The organism is Saccharomonospora xinjiangensis XJ-54, from assembly GCF_000258175.1.
Taxonomy (GTDB): Bacteria; Actinomycetota; Actinomycetes; order Mycobacteriales; family Pseudonocardiaceae; genus Saccharomonospora; species Saccharomonospora xinjiangensis.
Genome location: NZ_JH636049.1, coordinates 3,375,692 through 3,392,936, shown reverse-complemented (window position 1 = coordinate 3,392,936; position 17,245 = coordinate 3,375,692). Strand labels below are relative to the sequence as shown.

Below are 17,245 nucleotides of genomic sequence, written 5' to 3'. Positions count from 1 at the left end.
GGCTGCAAACATCTGTACACAGGCTGCGGACACGGTGGTCAGAGCCGGGGGCTCGCCGGCCTGTCGGTCGGCCACGGGTTGATCTCCTCGGCGAGCTTGGCCACGGCAAGCACGAGGTCGTCGGAGTGACGGGGCCCCACGATCTGCAGGCCGACGGGAAGGCCCTTCGAGGTGAATCCGGCAGGCACGGTGATCGCGGGCTGCTGCGTCATGTTGAACGGGTAGGTGAAGCGCGTCCACTCCGGCCAGCTTCCGAGGCCGCTGCCGGGAGGCACGTCGTGCCCCACCTCGAACGGTGCGATCGGCACGGTCGGAGTCAGCAGCACGTCGTAGCGCGTGTGGAACTCGCCCATGTGGATTCCGAGCGCAGCCCGCTCGGCGTTGGCTTCGAGGTAGTCGCTCGCCGAGTAGGTACGGCCCCGCTCCCACACCTCTCGCAGGCCGGGATCGACGTCGTCCGCTGAACCGGGAGGGAACGAGTCGAGCCACTTCGCCGCTCCCGTTGACCACAGCACCCCGAACGCGTCCAGCGGATCGCCGAAACCGGGATCGGCGTCCTCGACCGTCAACCCGGCCTCTCCGAGCTTCGCCACGAGCGACACGACGATGCGCGCGATCTCCGGATCGACATCGACGTAGCCGAGATCGGCCGAGTACGCCGCGCGCAGGCCACGCACGTCACGACGGACGGCCTCACGGTAGGTGGCGGGCGGCGGGGGAAGCGCCGAGGGATCGCGGTGGTCCGGTGTGGCGAGCACGTCGAGCAGCAGTGCGACGTCGTCAACCGAGCGAGCGATCGGCCCCGCGTGCGACAGCGCGCCGAACGGGCTCGCCGGATAGAGCGGGATGCGGCCTCCGGTGGGTTTGAACCCGACGACACCGCAGAACGAGGCGGGAATCCGCACCGATCCACCGCCGTCCGTACCGACCGACAACTCGCCCATGCCGGTGGACACCGCCACCGCGCTCCCGCCGCTCGACCCTCCCGGGGTCAGCGCGGGGTTCCACGGATTGCGGGTGATGCCGTCGAGCGGGCTGTCGGTCACGGCCTTCCAGGCCAGCTCGGGCGTCGTGGTCTTGCCCAGCAGCACGAGACCGTGTTCGCGCATCCGCGCGGTCACCGGGCTGTCCACCTCCCACGCCTGGTCGCGATCGATGCACAGCGACCCGCGCAGCGTCGGCCAGCCCTGGGTGAGGAACATGTCTTTGACCGACGCGGGGACGCCGTCGAGCCATCCGATGGGATTGCCCTCGCGCCACCGCTCCTCGGAACCTCTGGCCGCGTCGAGCGCCACCTCGGGGTCCACGAGAGTGAAAGCCCGGTAGTCGGAATCGACCTCGGCGATCACGTCGAGCGCGGCCCGTGTCGCATCGACGGGCGACAGTTCACCTGACGAGTACGCGGCGACGAGTTCGCTCGCGGTCAGCATGGAGGTGCTGGGGATGCTGGGCATTGTTCTCCTCATCCTCGGTGACCCCTCCGGCGCGAAAGGCCGCTCGCGTGTCAGCGTGACGAGGGTACATAGCCGAGGTGTTTATCGACGACATTGCGTAGGGGCCTGCCATCACACCAGCGGGCGAAGTTGTCGGCGAAGAGTTCGACGAGCGCGTTGCGCCAGCCGACCACGTCGCCGGACATGTGCGCGGAGACCAGAACGTTCTCCATCGTCCACAACGGACTTTCAGGAGGGAGTGGCTCCTGCTCGAACACATCGAGCGCCGCGCCGGAGAGGCGCCCTTCGCGCAGGGCCGAAACGAGGTCGGCTGTGACGACCAGTTCGCCACGACCGACGTTGACGAAGCGGGCGCCTTCGCGCATCGCCGCGAAGGCGCCCGCGTCGAACATGCCTCTGGTGTGTTCGGTCAGCGGCGCGACGGCGACGACGACGTCGAAGCCGGGAAGGTGCCGGGCGAGGTCGTCCGACGCGACGACGTCTCCGAAGTCGGGATCGGCCTGCCTGGCACTGCGCCCCGCACCGGCCACCCGCATGCCGACCGCTCTCAGCAGTCGTGCGATGGCCCTCCCGATGGGGCCTGTGCCCACGACGAGGGCCGACGTCCCCGCGACCCGCTCCGTCTCACGATGCCGCCAGGTGCGCTGCTGCTGAAGACGCAGCGAACCGGCGAAGTCCTTGGCGAACGCGATCACCAGCCCGAGAACGTACTCGGCGATCGCGGCGTCGAAGACGCCCCTGGAGTTGGTGAGCACGACATCGCTGTCGCGGAGTTCGGGGAACATCACCGGGTCCACACCCGCGCTGGCGATGTGCAGCCAGCGCAGCCGATCCGCGGCATGCCACGCGCCAGGCACCGCTTTCGAGAGGAAGTCGTAGACGAACAGCGCGTCCGCGCCCCGGAGCGCCGAGGGTAATTCTCCGGCGTCCGCGTAACGAACCGATGCCACGCTTTCGATGGGCTCCATGTCCGGGGGACGCTGCTCGCCGCACAGAACGGCGAGAACCGGACGATCCGTGCCACTCACGTTGACACGGTATGAGGCAGTCGTATGATTGTCAACAATCCGAGGAGTCCCCCCGGAGGCCCCTTCATGCATAAAAGCCGTCGGAGGTCGATCCTTGGATTTCGCAGCACTCGACATCCCCTCGTTCGACGGTCCGCTCGCCCAGCGCGGCATCGGCGTGATCGCCCCGTTCGACCTCGCCCTCGAACGGGAGCTGTGGCGCTGGGTGCCGATGGAGGTCTCACTCCACCTCGCCCGCACCCCGTACGAGCCCGTTCCGGTCAGCATGGAGATGGCCCACCTGGTCAGCAACTCGGCACACCTCGCCGCGGCAACGCGCGACGTACTTCACGTCGAACCCGAGGTGGTCGCCTACCTGTGCACGTCGGGCAGTTTCGTCAACGGGGTCGGAGCCGAACAGTCGCTCCGCAAGGTCATCTGTGACGCCGGCGCGCCGGAGGCGGTCACCACATCCGGTGCGCTCGCCGAGGTCCTGCGGCAGCTCGACCTGCGCCGGATCTCCGTGCTCACACCCTACGACGCCGACCTCACCGCACGGCTGCACGACTTTCTCGGCGAGCTGGACGTGGACACCGTGTCCAGTGACCACCTCGGCCTCGGCGGCGGCATCTGGAAGGTCAGCTACCGCACCATCGCCGAGCGCATCCTCGCCGCCGACCACTCCGAAGCCGAGGCGATTTTCATCAGCTGCACGAATCTGCCCACCTACGACGTCATCGATCCGCTGGAGGAAGCCCTCGGCAAGCCGGTGCTCACGGCGAACCAGCTCACGATGTGGGCCTGCCTGCGGCGAATGAAGCTGCCGATCGTGGGGCCGGGTCGCTGGCTACGCGAAGTTACCTGATTCATCTGAGTAAGATTGTCAACAATCAGCGCAGGAGGTGCCCCTTGCCGCAGCAGGACACAGCCGTCTCGGTCGGTTTCATCTACCCCGACCACGCGGCGGAGCACGACTACCCGTACGCCGAGAAACTGCTCGGCGGCGCGGCGCGGCTGCCGGTCGAGCACATTTACGGAACCGATCTCCACGCGGTTCCCGAACTGCTCGACCTCGGAAGCCCTGCCCGGCTCTCCGAAGGGGCCGCGCAACTCGCGGGCCACAGCCCCGCAGCGGTCGTCTGGGCGTGCACCAGCGGCAGTTTCGTATACGGCTGGGACGGCGCGCACGACCAGGTCGAACACCTCTCGCGCGCCGCAGGCGGCCTTCCGGCCTCCAGCACCTCCTTCGCGTTCGTCAGGGCGGCCGAAGCTCTCGGTGTGCGCACCGTCGCGGTCGCGGCCAGCTACCCTGACGACGTCGCGGACCTTTTCGTCGATTTCCTCGGGCGCGGTGGCGTGGAAGTCGTCGGCATGTCGAGCGCCGACATCGTCACGGCAGCCGAGGTCGGCAGGCTCTCCCCCGACGACGTGGTTGAGCTGATCGTCAGCCGCGACCGGCGAGAGGCCGACGCCCTGCTCGTGCCTGACACAGCCATGCGCACGCTCGCGCTGATCGACATCCTCGAACAGCGCCTCGGCAAGCCGGTGCTGACGGCCAACCAGGTGACCGTGTGGGAAGGTCTACGGCTCGCCGGTGTCACCCCCGGCGTGCCCGGCCTGGGCACGCTGTTCCGAAGGAAAGGCACGTAACCCATGCTGGCCGACATCGAACCCGTCAACAGGGAGTCGACAGCGTCGATCATCGCCCGCCAACTCCGCGACGCGATCATGACCGGGTCCCTGCCACCGGGAACCCAGCTCGGCGAGACGGAGCTCGCGTCCCGGTTCGAGGTCTCGCGGGGCCCGCTGCGGGAGGCCATGCAACGGCTCGTCTCCGAAGGTCTGCTGCGCAGCGAACCGCACCGCGGCCTCTTCGTGATCGACCTCGAACCCGACGACGTGCACGACATCTACTGGGCACGATCCGCCATCGAACGAGCGGCGGCCCAGCGCGTCGTGCGAGGGCCACAGCGGGAGCGCGTCGCCGACGTGCTGGCCGACGCCGTCACCGCGATGGCGGAAGCCGACGAGCAGGACGACCCCAACGCGCTCAGTGAGGCCGATCTCGCCTTTCACGAGGCGCTCATCGAGGCGTCGGGCAGCAGGCGCCTCGTGCGCATGGCCAGCACGCTGCTCATCGAGACGAGGATGTGCCTCTCGGCGCTGCACAACTCCTACCGCCGCAGCTACCAGGGCGTTGACGAGCGGATCGCCGAACACAATCGGATCATCGAGGCCCTGCGCGACGGCGACGAGGAATTGCTGCTCGCGCTTCTGGAAGCCCACATGGAGGACGCCGTGCGGCGGCTTGCCCCCGACAAGAGTCTCGTGACGAAGCAGTCGGACTGACGAGGTCGCGTCAGCCGCCGCGCACCTGGGCCCGGTCCTATCGCATTCCGGCGAACGCGCCCGCCGCCGTCGCCGCGGTCGCGCTGCTCAACGCGATGCCCCAGCCGAGGGGGCCCAGCGGTGTGCAGCCGAAGAACTGGCTCAGCCCCGGCGTCTGGATCACCGCCGCCAGCACGGCCGCCGAACCCACCCCGCTCGCGACCACCGAAGGGTTGCGACGCCCCGTCACGAGCGTCTGACCAAGTTGCGTCGCCACGAGTGCGGCGAGGGCCACGGTGCCCGCCCGTTGCCTCCGCCCGGTGATCCGGGCCAGTGCCCACGCGGTGGTGGCACCGGCCGCCGTCGTTGCCGCACGCACCCCGATCTCACGGTAGAGCGGTGTGCCCAGCGAACTCTCCGGACCCTCCACCAGCGAGGTCTCCGCACTCGCCCCATCCGGACGGCGCAGCGCGATCGCCATCGACGGCACCAGATCGGTCAGCATGTTGACCAGCAACAACTGACGGGCGCCCAGCGGGGAGCGGCCCGACACGGTGGCGCCGAGGACCGTGAACGCGATCTCGCCGAGGTTGCCGCCGAGGAGCACGCCGAGCGCCGAACGCACCGAAGCCCACATCGCGCGGCCCTCCACCAGCGCCGCGATGATCGTTTCGAGCCGGTCGTCGGTCACGACGAGGTCGGCCGCGGCCCTCGCCGCCGGTGTGCCCCGCTCACCGAGGGCGATCCCGACGTCGGCCAGCCGGATGGCGGGTGCGTCGTTGGCTCCGTCACCGGTCATCGCGACCGTCTTGCCCAGCGCTCGGTACGCCTCCACGATGCGGACCTTGTGAGCCGGCGTGCAGCGCGCGATCACATCGACGTTCGGCAGCAGTTCGCGCAGCCCGTCCTCGTCCAGCTCGTCGAGGTCGGCGCCGGTGACCACCGTGAGATCGTCGTGCCCGCTGATCTCTGCGGCGATGGCCTCCCCCGTCGCGGGGTGATCGCCCGTGAGCATCACGATCTGCACACCCGCACTGCGCAGTCGTGCCGCCGCAGGCGCCGCGCTGTCGCGCACCGGGTCGGCGATCCCGAGGAAGCCCCGGAACTCCAGACCCCGCACCGAATCGGGATCACGCAGGTCGATCACGTCCTTCAGCGGGCGTTCGGCGACGGCGAGCACCCGGTGTCCCGTCGCGGCGAGGGCCCGCAACCTGCTCGCGAGGCGCTTGCGGGCCTTTCCTCCGAGGTCGCAGCGGGAGAGCACCTCCTCCGGTGCGCCCTTGACACTGAGCAGCAGTCCGTCGCCGGTGCGGCCGATGGTCGCGTGGAGACCTCGGGACGACTCGAACGGCGCGGTCGAGACCTCTTCCCAGCCCGGCGCGCCGGTGGCGGTGGTCAGTCCGAGCCGCGCACCGGCTTCGGCGACGGCCCTGTCGGTCGCGTGCGGAAGGGTGCCGGGTTCTTCGGCGTGCGGGGTCGCCCGCAACGCCGAGGCCAGCACGGGCCTCAAGTCCCGAGGAACATCCATTGTGGACCTCAACCGCCCGTCGTCCACCTCGCTGACGGTGAGCCTGCCCTCGGTCAGGGTTCCCGTCTTGTCGAAGCAGAGGACATCGACCCGGCCCAGTGCCTCGATACTGCGAGGATTCCGCACGAGGGCGCGGTGTTCGGCCAGCCTGCGCGCCGCGGCGAGCTGTGCCGCGTTGACCATGAACGGCAGTCCCTCCGGAACGGAGGCGATGGCCAGGTTGACCGCCGCGCTCAGGCTCTCGCGCAGCGGGATGCCACGCAGCAGACCGGCTCCCGCGACCGCCGCCGCCGACCCCGCGGCCAGCGGAAGACTCTTCTCGGTCAACTCGGTCAGCCGCGCCTCCACACCCGTGGTCGGCGCGCCCTCCCGCGCGATCGTCATGCTGCGCCCGGCCTCCGTGTCGTTGCCGACCGCGACGACCACGGCCCTGCCCTGTCCTGTCGCGACAGTCGTGCCCTCGTACACCATGGACGACCGATCGGCGACCTCCGAGGCCACCACGGGAGCCGCGTCCTTGGCAACGGGCAGCGACTCGCCGGTGAGGGACGACTCGTCCAACTCCAGCCCCGTGGACTCGACCAGCCTGCAATCGGCTGGCACCACGTCACCCGCGTCCACCATCACGAGATCGCCCGGCACGAGATCGTCGGCGGTGACCACCCGCTCCGTCCCACTCCTCACGACCCTGGCACTCACGGCGGAACGGCTCAGCAACTCCGCCAGTTCCCGCTCGGCCCTGACCTGCTGGACGCTGCCGATCAGCGCCGAAAGCCCGACGACGGCCACCACAAGAGCGGCGTCAACAGGGGAACCGACGGCGGCGGCCACTGCCGCACCGCCCGCCATCACCGGGGTGAGCGGGTTCGCCAGTTCGGCGATGAACGCGCTGCCCAGCGTGGTGCCGCCCACCCGCCGGGTGCTGCGTGCGGCAGCCCTCCGTTCGACTTCCTCGTCGGTCAGGCCACGCTCACCGGAACCGAGCCGCTCACGCACCACCGTCGCGGGCATCGTGTGCCACGGCACGGTCGCGGTACTCAGACCGGCCGCGCAACTCGGCTCGCGCAGCCGCATGGCGTGCCTGCGTGCGTTGAACAACGCGATCGCGGCTCCGGCGTTGACCGGGCGCAAAGCCCTGGTCGTCGGATTCGAGACGCCACCGCGCAGCACCGAGATCATCCCCACCGCCGAGGCCGCCTGCGCGATGCGGATGCTGTGAGTGGTCACCGTCCTCATCGCACCGACGGCCTCGATCAGAACGGCCGCTGTCAGCAGGTCGGTTCCCACCAGGACGTGGGCGCCCCACGGAGGTCGCTCGCCGTCGGCGAACACACCGACACCACAGTCGGCCACGCTGAGCGCCCTTCGGGAGTCGGACACGCACAGCACCCGGTGTCCGCGTTCCTGCAACTCGTGCACGGTGCCCCGGGGGTCCTCGGTCTCGTACACGGGAAGGCCGCTGCGCCGCGCGGCCACGGTGAGCAGGTCCGTGTCGGGCAGGGACTCCGGGTTGAGCCCGGCCACCGCCTGAAGCCTTCTCCCCCGCCCGAGGCCGACGACCCGGCTGGCGCCCTGGCGAAGCGCCTTGGCGCTCTCCTTGCCGCCGTGCGGCCCTTCGAGGTCACGGCCTTCCGTCGGCCCGAGCCACCACTCACCGTCCTCGGCGACACCGTCCGGGTCTGCTGAGGAGAAGAGCCGCCACGCCACCTCCGCGATGGCCTTCTTGTCGGCGCCCTTGACCGGAACGAGCGCGGACAGCGAGAGAGCGCCGGTGCGAAGGCCCGGCGTGTCGAGCACGACGGCGTCGATGGCGTCCATCCTGCGCAGCACGGAGCGTTCCATGACGATGGCTCCGCGCCGCGCGATCGTGGTGCCGAGTGCGCTCCCGAACGCCGACCTGCCCACCTCGACCGGCTTGGGCAGGGTCGCGAGGCCGAGCGCCAGCGCCCTGCGCGGCCCCATGAAGGGCGCCGACGAGAGACCGGCCAGTGCCCCCGTGGCAAGTGCCCTGTGCGCATACCGATCCGCCTCACTGGCGGGTGCGGGAGCAGGCCGCTCGGTGGGCCTTGTCTTCGCCGCGACCGATTCCGGGCTGGTCACGACCCGCTCCTCGACGGCGGACCAGGCCCGTTCGACCGCGTGGGCCTCCTGCCACTCCCCCGCACGCGAGACGACGTCGAGCAGGATTCCCTCGTTACCTGCGGCGAGCCCCTGCGCGAGCGCCCCCGCCATCGCCATGCGCGATCCCGCGCGGGTGGGGCCGTGTGCGCGCCTGTTGATCCGTTCCTTCAGCGCGGGGTGGTGGTCGATGGCCGTGAGCACACCCGCCACCTCCGGCGGAAGCGGGGCCCACCGGCCGATCCGGGTGATCGCGGAGATGAACAGCCCGAGCGCGTCAACGGCCAGCGTCGGGACGACCTGGGTGCCCTTCACTCCTTCCGCGGGATGGTGCGACTCCTCCTCGGCGACCTCGTCCTCGATCGACACCGGCATGGATTCCGCCTGCCTGACGAGGGCGACGATCTCCTTCGGGTCCGGCGGCGGGTCGGCGACCGTCACGACGAGCCGCGACGTCGGCCCGTTCACCCGCGCCCACAGCACCCGAGGGTGCGACTCGACGGTCTCCTCGACCCGTCGGGCCACCTTGCCCCTTCCCGATCCCTGCACGCCGTGGACCTCGACGAACAGACGGCCGGGGCTGGTCCTCACATACCGTCGAGGTGTGGTGACCAGCGATGCCACCCCCTGAGCGGTACCGACGGCGGTACCCACGAGGGACAACGGGTCGGGCAGCGGAAGGCCGAGCACACGCATGCAGCCGGAATGCCCAACCACATCGCGTTCTACGCACCCGCCCGCCGTCCCACGAGGCCGCAGGAGGAGGTCAGAGCGCCTCGGCGATCGCCGTGCCGAGCTGCTCCGTGGTGGCCTTGCCCCCGAGGTCGGGAGTCGCCACTCTGCCCTCCTCGAGCACCTTCTCCACGGCCGCGTTCACCGACCGTGCCGCCTCCACCTCACCGAGGTGGTCGAGCATCATCGTGGCGGCGAGGATCTGCGCAACGGGGTTGGCGATCCCCTTACCCGCGATGTCCGGCGCGCTCCCGTGCACGGCCTCGAACATCGAGGGGTGGGTGCGTTCCGGATTGATGTTGCCGGACGGCGCCATGCCGAGCCCTCCGGTCACGGCCGCGGCGAGGTCGCTCAGGATGTCGCCGAACAGGTTCGACGCCACGATCACGTCGAGCCGGTCTGGATGTTGCACCATCCTGGCGGCGAGCGCGTCGATGTGGCACTGCTCGGCCGCCACGTCGGCATACTCGGCCGCGACGAGTTCGAAGATCTCGTCCCAGAACGGCATCGTGTGGATGATGCCGTTCGACTTGGTGGCCGAGCAGACGCGCTTCGAGCGGGTTCGGGCCAGCTCGAACGAGTACCGGATGATGCGCTCGACCCCGACGCGCGTGAACACCGACTCCTGGAGCACGAACTCGCCGGGCTGGCCGGCGTTGTGCCTGCCGCCGAGGGTCGAGTACTCGCCCTCCGAGTTCTCGCGGACGATCACCATCTCCAGTTCGTCCGCCGTGCGGTTCGCCAGCACCGACGTGGTGCCGGGCAGCAGGCGCACCGGCCGGAGGTTGACGTACTGCGAGAACGCGCGCCGCAGCGGAATCAGCAGCCCCCACAGCGAGACGTGGTCCGGCACGCCGGGAAATCCAACGGCTCCGAGCAGGATGGAGTCGAAGCCTGCCAGCTTCGCGACGCCGTCCTCCGGCATCATCGCGCCCGTGGCGCTGTAGCGCTCGCAGCTGTAGTCGAACTCGGTCCACCGCAACGCGAAACCGTGCTGGGCCGCGGCGGCGTCGAGCACCTTGCGCGCCTCCACGGTGACATCGACGCCGATGCCGTCACCGGGGATCGTGGCGATCTCGTAGGTCCTCACCGGCGCGCTCACAGGCTCACCGCGATGTACTTGGTCTCGAGGAACTCGTCGATGCCAACGGTGCCGCCCTCCCTGCCGAGGCCGGACTGTTTCACGCCGCCGAACGGTGCGGCCGGGTTGGACACGATGCCCTGGTTCAGGCCCACCATTCCCGTTTCGAGCCGCTCGCTGACCCGCAGCGCGCGCTTGACGTCGTTGGTGTAGACGTAGCCGACGAGCCCGTACTCGGTGTCGTTGGCCGCGGCGAGTGCCTCGTCCTCCGTGTCGAAGACCGAGATCGGCGCGACCGGACCGAAGATCTCCTCGACCGACATCCGGGCACCGGACGGCACGTTGGTGAGCACGGTGGGCTGGTAGAAGTTGCCTGGCCCGTCCAGAGTCGCGCCGCCGGTCAGCACCTGCGCGCCACGCCGGGCCGCGTCCTCCACGAGTTCACCGACCTTCGCCACGGCGTCGGAGTCGATCAGTGGGCCGACGACGACGCCCTCCTCCGTACCGCGGCCGATGGGCAACGCGGACATGCGCTCGGTGAGCCTGCGCGCGAACTCGTCGGCGACACCGCGCTGCACGTAGAAGCGGTTCGCCGCCGTGCACGCCTCCCCGATGTTGCGCATCTTGGCCTGCATGGCGCCGTCCACCGCCGCGTCGAGGTCGGCGTCGTCGAACACCAGGAACGGCGCGTTGCCGCCGAGCTCCATCGACGTGCGCAGCACCTTGTCGGCGCACTGTCGCAGCAGCACACGCCCCACGGCCGTCGAACCGGTGAACGACAGCTTGCGCGCCCTGCCGTCGCGGATGAGCGGCTCCATCACACCGCCGGGGTCGGTTGTGGTGACGACGTTGAGAACACCGTCAGGCAATCCGGCTTCGGCGAGAACCTGTGCGAGGGCCAGCATCGACAGCGGTGTCTGCTCCGCGGGCTTGACGACCATGGTGCAGCCCGCCGCCACGGCGGGGCCGATCTTGCGCGTGCCCATCGCCATCGGGAAGTTCCACGGCGTGATGAGCAGGGAAGGACCAACGGGCTGCTTGGTGACGAGGAACCGGCCGGTGCCGTTCGGTGCCACGGCGTACCCGCCATCGATGCGCACGGCCTCCTCGGCGAACCAGCGGAAGAACTCGGCGGCATAGGCCACCTCGCCTCGGGACTCGGCGAGCGGCTTGCCCATCTCCAGCGTCATCAGCAGGGCCAGCTCCTCCTGCCTTGCCAGAAGCGCGTCGTAGGCCCTGCGGAGGATCTCCCCGCGCTCCCTCGGCGGGTGCGCCGCCCAGTCGGCCTGCGCGGAGGCGGCGGCGTCGAGTGCCGCCATCCCGTCCTCGGCCGAGGCGTCGGCGACCTCGCAGAGCACCGCTCCCGTGGCCGGGTCGTGCACGGGGAACGTCGCGCCGCTGGTGGACGGCGTCCACTTGCCGCCGATGAACAGCTCCTTGGTGACGGCTTCCACCACGCTCGACTCGGTGACCGCGCTCATGAAAACTCCCTGCTGTCGCTGATTGCGCCGCTGCGGGTGCCATGCTACGAATATTGTTGACAATCTACAACCCCGTGAGGTCGCACACCCGCGCCGCCCGCGGGGAGCGTCTCACGGTCAACCCGAGCACACCCTCACACACGACGCCCACCACCGCTGTCGCAAAGGAGCACGCAGTCATGGCCCAGCTTTCCCCGATCCTCAAGCAGGCCACCCCGGTCGTCGTCGATCACGGCGAAGGCGCCTATCTCTACGACACCAGCGGACGCCGTCACCTCGATTTCACAGCGGGTATCGGCGTGACCAGCACCGGGCACTGCCACCCCCGCGTCGTGGCCGCCGCGCAGGAGCAGGTCGGCAAGCTGATCCACGGCCAGTACACCACCGTGATGCACAAGCCCCTCCTCGAACTCAGCGAACGGCTCGGCGAGGTGCTGCCGAAGGGCCTCGACTCGCTCTTCTTCGCCAACTCTGGCAGTGAAGCCGTCGAGGCCGCGCTCCGCCTGACCAGGCAGGCAACGGGACGGCCCAACGTGGTCGTGTTCCAGGGCGGCTTCCACGGCCGCACGGTGGCGGCAGCGTCGATGACGACGTCGGGGACCCGCTTCAGCGCCGGTTTCTCCCCGCTGATGAGCGGCGTGCACGTGGCACCGTTCCCCTACGCCTACCACTACGGCTGGGACGAGCGGACGGCGACGGAGTTCGCACTGCGCGAACTGGACTACCTTTTCGCCACGCAGACCTCGCCGCAGGAGACGGCCGCGTTCTTCGTCGAGCCGATGCTGGGCGAGGGCGGCTACGTGCCCGCGAACACCGAGTTCATGGCCGGGCTGCGGCGGCGGGCCGACGAGCACGGCATTCTCCTCGTCGTTGACGAGATCCAGACCGGTTTCGGGCGCACAGGGAAGTTCTGGGGCCACGAGCACTTCGACGTGCGCCCCGACGTCGTGCTCATTGCGAAGGGCCTCGCCAGCGGCTTCCCGCTCTCGGGCATCGCCGCGTCGAAGGACCTCATGGGCAAGGCGTGGCCGGGTTCACAAGGAGGCACCTACGGCGGCAACGCGGTCTCGTGCGCGGCTGCCATCGCCACCCTCGACGTGATCAAGGAGGAGCACCTCGTCGAGAACGCGGCGGCGCGGGGCAGGCAACTGCTCGACGGCGCGAAGGCGGTCGGCGACAAGACGCCGGGCATCGGTGACGTGCGGGGACTCGGCCTGCTGGTCGGATCGGAGTTCGTGACGTCCGACGGCAAGCCCGACACCGCGACCGCGCAGGCGGCGCAGAAGGCAGCGGCGGAGAAAGGGCTGCTGCTGCTCACCTGCGGCGCGTTCATGAACGTCGTGCGCATGATCCCGCCGCTGGTCGTCACCAGTGAGCAGATCGAGGAGGCGCTGGAGATCTGGACCGACGTCGTCGCCTCGGTCACCGCCTGAGAACCCGTTTACCGGACCCGCGAGGAGTTCCTGTTGGCCCGCTACATCACCATCACGCTCGACAAGCGTGGCGTCTCGTGCCGCGCCCGCCTGCTCGACGCCGAGGCGCCGAGGACCTGCAAGGCGGTGTGGGACGCCCTGCCGCAGAGCGGTTCGGCGTACCACGCGAAGTACGCGCGCAACGAGGTCTACACCCTCGTGCCGCCGTTCGCCGACCCGCAACCAGGCCGGGAGAACCCCACCGTGACACCCATTCCCGGCGACGTCGTCTACTTCGGGTTCGAGGCATGGGAGATCGGCAATCCCGCATACGGCTACGACGAGGAAAGCGCCGCCCACAGTGAACAGGGCGCCACGGATCTCGCCATTTTCTACGGCCGGAACAACCTGCTGATCAACGGTGACGCCGGCTGGGTGCCCGGCAACGTGTTCGCCACGATCGTCGAGGGGCTCGACGAGATGGCGGCCGCGGCGCAGGACCTCTGGCTGCGGGGTGTCGAGGGGGAGACGCTGACGTTCGCCCGCGCGTGAACCCTCGTCGTTCACCCGACCGGGTACTATTGCGATCTTTACGTTTCGTACTGACGCGGTAACTCGTTGGTGTCATGGGCGAAGTGCGCCGACGAAGTCCGCGACTCATCGCAGCAGAAGACCCGGTCGGGCGAACACGAATCGTCACAATCGAATGGAAATGCTGGCCCCTCAGTAAAACACGAAGGGCGTACGTGTTTACACTGAGGGGATTTCACATCAGGCTCCGCCCGCACATCCCGATCTTTGACAGCGAGTGTCTCACGGTGCGAATCTCGATCTCGCTTTCGAAAGCGGTGTGCGCGCACCAATTCGCAGTACTTCCTACGAATGCCTCTTGGTAAAGGAGCCCCTGATGCAGTACATCGTCATGCACGCGACCTCCGCAGGCGACGTGATCACCGGCGTGCTGGCACACCTCGCCCACCTCCTCGGCTGGCTGATCTAAGAGCCGGGCGCAATGGCATGACATCGCGGGGCCGGCACCTGGCGCGGAGCCGGCCCCGCCCCTTCACCACCAAACGCGAGAATCATTCATAGCCGACCGGCGCCCCACCGTACTAGGCTCTCCGCCCATGGGCGACGTAGCGCAGCGGCTGACCGAGATCGTCGGCGCCGACAACGTGGCGAGCGGCGACGCCGTCGGTGACGACTACACCGGCGACGAGGCACTTGCCGGTGGCAAGGTCCGGCCTGCTCACGTGGTGAAACCCGGAACCGCCGACGAGGTCGCCGCCGTCCTGCGGCTGGCCACCGAGGAGTCCGTTCCCGTGACGGCCCGAGGCTCCGGCACCGGGCTCTCCGGAGCGGCGCGCCCCATGGCCGGTGGCCTCGTCGTCTCGTTCGAGCGCATGAACGCGATCCTCGACATCGACACCGTCAACCACGTCGCCGTGGTGCAGCCCGGAGTGTCACTGTCCGACCTGGACAGCAGAGCCGCTGAGGCAGGTCTCCGCTACACCGTGTACCCCGGTGAGATGAGCGCGAGTGTCGGCGGCAATGTCGGCACCAACGCAGGCGGCATGCGTGCCGTCAAGTACGGTGTCACCCGGCACAATATTCTCGGCCTCCAGGCCGCGCTGCCGACGGGTGAACTGATCCGCACCGGAGGCCGGACAGTCAAGACCTCCACCGGCTACGACCTCACGCAGTTGATCATCGGTTCTGAGGGGACGCTCGCGCTCGCCACCGAGGTGATCGTCAAACTGCACCCCCGCCTCCCCCACGACACGACGGTCCTCGCGCCCTTCCCCGCACTCGACACGGTGATGAGCTCCGTTCCCCGCGTTCTCTCCAGTGGACTCGCGCCGCACATCCTCGAATACATCGACGCGCTCACGATGGCCGCCATCACCCACACCGCCGAGTTGTCCCTCGGCATCCCCGACGATGTGCGCGAGTCGTCGCAGGCGTACCTCGTCGTGGCTCTGGAGAACAGGGACGCCGACCGGCTCGCCGGTGACGTCGAGGTACTCGGGACCCTGCTCACCGAACTCGGAGCCTCCGACGTCTACGTGCTCGAAGGCCCCTCGGCGCGCAAACTCGTCGAAGCGAGGGAGAAGGCGTTCTGGACCGCCAAGGCAGCGGGCGCCGACGAGGTGATCGACGTCGTCGTGCCCCGATCGGCCCTCTCCGCGTTTCTCGCCGAGTCGCAGGCCGCCGCGGCGCGCACGGAGTCAGGCGTGGTCGGCTGCGGGCACGCGGGCGACGGCAACGTGCACCTCGCTGTCTTCCAGAAGGACAAGGACAAGCGTTCCCAGCTCCTGCACGAGATTTTCGCCGCGAGTATGGCGCTCGGCGGAGCGATCTCCGGCGAACACGGCATCGGAAGGGCGAAGAAGGAACACTTCCTCAAGCTGGAGGACCCAGTCAAGATCGAACTGATGAGCCGGGTGAAGCGCGCTTTCGACCCCGCGGGCATCCTGAACCCCGGCGTGCTCTTCGGCCGAGAGGACTAGACATGGCAATGAACGGCGCACAGTCGTTGATCCACACTCTCGTCGATGCCGACGTTGACGTGTGCTTCACCAACCCCGGCACGTCGGAGATGCACTTCGTCGCCGCGCTCGACGACGTGCCCCAGGTGCGGGGAGTGCTCGGCCTGTCGGAGGGCGTCGTGACCGGAGCGGCCGACGGGTACGGCCGCGTCGCGGGCAAACCGGCGGCGACGCTGCTCCACCTCGGTCCAGGGCTCGCGAATGGGATCGCGAACCTGCACAACGCCCGCCGCGCACACACGCCCGTCGTCAACGTGATCGGCGATCACGCGACCTACCATAAGAAGTTCGACGCGCCGCTGGAATCCGACATCGAGGCTCTGGCCGGGTCGCTGAACGGCTGGGTTCGGCGGTCGTCGAGCACGGCCGACGTCGGTGCCGACGCGGCGGCTGCGGTCGCGGCGGCCAAGGACGCACCAGGTCGCGTGGCGACGCTGATCCTGCCGGCCGACGTGTCGTGGGGCGAAGGTGGTGCCCCTGCCGCGCCGGTTCCCCCGCGTGCGCCGCGCCCCGTGGCCTCGGCCGTTGTGAAGACCGTCGCCGACGTTCTGCGCGGTGACGAACCGGTGGCCGTGCTGGTCGGCGGAGCAGGGTGCCGCGAGGCCGGGATGCGCGCGTTGAGCCGCATCGCGAAGGCCACGTCGGCGAAGCCGTTCGCGGAGACATTCCCCGCCCGCATCGAACGCGGCGCAGGCCTTCCCAACATCGAGCGGCTCGGCTACCTCGCCGAGCAGGTGGCCTACCAGCTCGACGGCGTGCGGCACATCGTCGTCGCGGGAACCCGCCCTCCCGTGTCGTTCTTCGCCTACCCCGGCAAGGCGAGCGACCTCGTGCCGGAAGGTGCCCACGTCCACATGCTGGCCGAGGTGGGCGACGATGTCGTCGCGGCTCTCGAAGAGCTGGCCGACGAGGTGGCTGAGGGAGTTGAACCGGACCTCGCGCCCGCCCAGCGGCCGGAGCTGCCGACCGGCGACCTGACGCCGCAGAACTGGGCGCAGGTGATCGGCGCGCTGCTTCCCGAGGGCGCGATCGTCTCCGACGAGGCGAACACGTCCGGATTACTGGTGCCGATGGCCACCGCCGGAGCCCCCCGCCACGACGTGCTGACGTTGACCGGAGGAGCGATCGGGCAGGGCATGCCGGTGGCCACGGGCGCGGCCATCGCGGCGCCAGACCGCCCGGTGATCAACCTGGAGTCCGACGGCAGCGCGCTGTACACCGTCCAGTCACTGTGGACGCAGGCTCGGGAGAACCTGAACGTCACAACGGTGGTGCTCAACAACCGCGCCTACGCCATCCTGCGGATGGAATTGCAGCGGGTTGGCGCGGAGTCGTCGGGACCGAAGGCAGGCAGCCTGCTCGATCTGTCCACACCGGACCTCGACTTCGTGCGCATGGCCGAGGGCTTCGGCGTCCCCGCCACCAGGGCGAAGACGGCCGAACAACTCGCGGAGCAGTTCCGCCGTGCGGTCTCGGAGCCGGGCCCCCACCTCATCGAAGCCATGGTGCCGCCCCTGCTCTGACCGGCTCTGCCCCCGGAAGCCGTGTCCGCACC

The 17,245-nt window shown here is 69.3% G+C and carries 12 protein-coding genes; 7 read left to right on the top strand and 5 right to left on the bottom strand.

Annotation, left to right across the window (positions count from 1 at the left end; translation table 11 throughout):
• Positions 1-38: 38 nt before the first annotated feature.
• A complete protein-coding gene (locus SACXIDRAFT_RS15340) occupies positions 39-1,454 on the bottom strand; it encodes an amidase (protein WP_006239501.1) in 1,416 nt (471 codons plus the stop codon).
• Between the two features lie 50 nt (positions 1,455-1,504).
• Positions 1,505-2,422: a D-2-hydroxyacid dehydrogenase gene (locus SACXIDRAFT_RS15335; protein WP_050986943.1), complete on the bottom strand. Its 918-nt coding sequence runs from the start codon at positions 2,420-2,422 to the stop codon at positions 1,505-1,507.
• Between the two features lie 154 nt (positions 2,423-2,576).
• On the opposite strand from SACXIDRAFT_RS15335, the gene SACXIDRAFT_RS15330 reads away from it, so the two are divergent.
• Genes SACXIDRAFT_RS15330 through SACXIDRAFT_RS15320 form a run of 3 tightly spaced genes read left to right on the top strand, consistent with a single transcriptional unit; the run spans position 2,577 to position 4,810 of the window.
• The gene (locus tag SACXIDRAFT_RS15330) at positions 2,577-3,326 is read left to right on the top strand and encodes a maleate cis-trans isomerase family protein (RefSeq protein ID WP_006239499.1); all 750 of its coding nucleotides are present in this window, start codon (positions 2,577-2,579) and stop codon (positions 3,324-3,326) included.
• 44 nt (positions 3,327-3,370) lie between these two features.
• Positions 3,371-4,111, top strand: a complete 741-nt coding sequence (locus SACXIDRAFT_RS15325) for a maleate cis-trans isomerase family protein (RefSeq protein ID WP_006239498.1) — start codon at positions 3,371-3,373, stop codon at positions 4,109-4,111.
• A 3-nt stretch (positions 4,112-4,114) separates the two neighbouring features.
• The gene (locus tag SACXIDRAFT_RS15320; RefSeq protein WP_006239497.1) at positions 4,115-4,810 is read left to right on the top strand and encodes a GntR family transcriptional regulator; all 696 of its coding nucleotides are present in this window, start codon (positions 4,115-4,117) and stop codon (positions 4,808-4,810) included.
• 37 nt (positions 4,811-4,847) lie between these two features.
• Here the strand turns inward: SACXIDRAFT_RS15320 and SACXIDRAFT_RS15315 are convergent, their stop codons facing one another.
• From SACXIDRAFT_RS15315 to SACXIDRAFT_RS15305, 3 genes are all read right to left on the bottom strand, one after another.
• Positions 4,848-9,131, bottom strand: a complete 4,284-nt coding sequence (locus tag SACXIDRAFT_RS15315; protein ID WP_006239496.1) for a cation-translocating P-type ATPase — start codon at positions 9,129-9,131, stop codon at positions 4,848-4,850.
• A 70-nt stretch (positions 9,132-9,201) separates the two neighbouring features.
• Positions 9,202-10,269, bottom strand: coding sequence for a tartrate dehydrogenase (locus tag SACXIDRAFT_RS15310; protein WP_040922209.1), 1,068 nt, complete (start codon positions 10,267-10,269; stop codon positions 9,202-9,204).
• The gene (locus tag SACXIDRAFT_RS15305; protein WP_006239494.1) at positions 10,266-11,729 is read right to left on the bottom strand and encodes an NAD-dependent succinate-semialdehyde dehydrogenase; all 1,464 of its coding nucleotides are present in this window, start codon (positions 11,727-11,729) and stop codon (positions 10,266-10,268) included. The genes SACXIDRAFT_RS15310 and SACXIDRAFT_RS15305 overlap by 4 nt, the downstream gene beginning before the upstream one ends.
• 179 nt (positions 11,730-11,908) lie before the next feature.
• Between SACXIDRAFT_RS15305 and SACXIDRAFT_RS15300 the strand changes: the two genes are divergently transcribed.
• The 4 genes from SACXIDRAFT_RS15300 (at position 11,909) to SACXIDRAFT_RS15285 (ending at position 17,213) form a co-directional block, all read left to right on the top strand.
• On the top strand, positions 11,909-13,162 hold the full coding sequence (locus SACXIDRAFT_RS15300; RefSeq protein ID WP_006239493.1) for an aspartate aminotransferase family protein: 1,254 nt from the start codon (positions 11,909-11,911) through the stop codon (positions 13,160-13,162).
• Positions 13,163-13,195: 33 nt separating this feature from the next.
• Positions 13,196-13,693 carry a DUF3830 family protein gene (locus SACXIDRAFT_RS15295; protein WP_006239492.1) on the top strand — a complete coding sequence of 166 codons (498 nt, stop codon included), beginning with the start codon at positions 13,196-13,198 and terminating at the stop codon, positions 13,691-13,693.
• Positions 13,694-14,268: 575 nt separating this feature from the next.
• A complete protein-coding gene (locus SACXIDRAFT_RS15290) occupies positions 14,269-15,651 on the top strand; it encodes an FAD-binding oxidoreductase (RefSeq protein ID WP_006239490.1) in 1,383 nt (460 codons plus the stop codon).
• Positions 15,652-15,653: 2 nt separating this feature from the next.
• Positions 15,654-17,213, top strand: a complete 1,560-nt coding sequence (locus tag SACXIDRAFT_RS15285; RefSeq protein WP_006239489.1) for an acetolactate synthase large subunit — start codon at positions 15,654-15,656, stop codon at positions 17,211-17,213.
• Positions 17,214-17,245 lie beyond the last annotated feature (32 nt).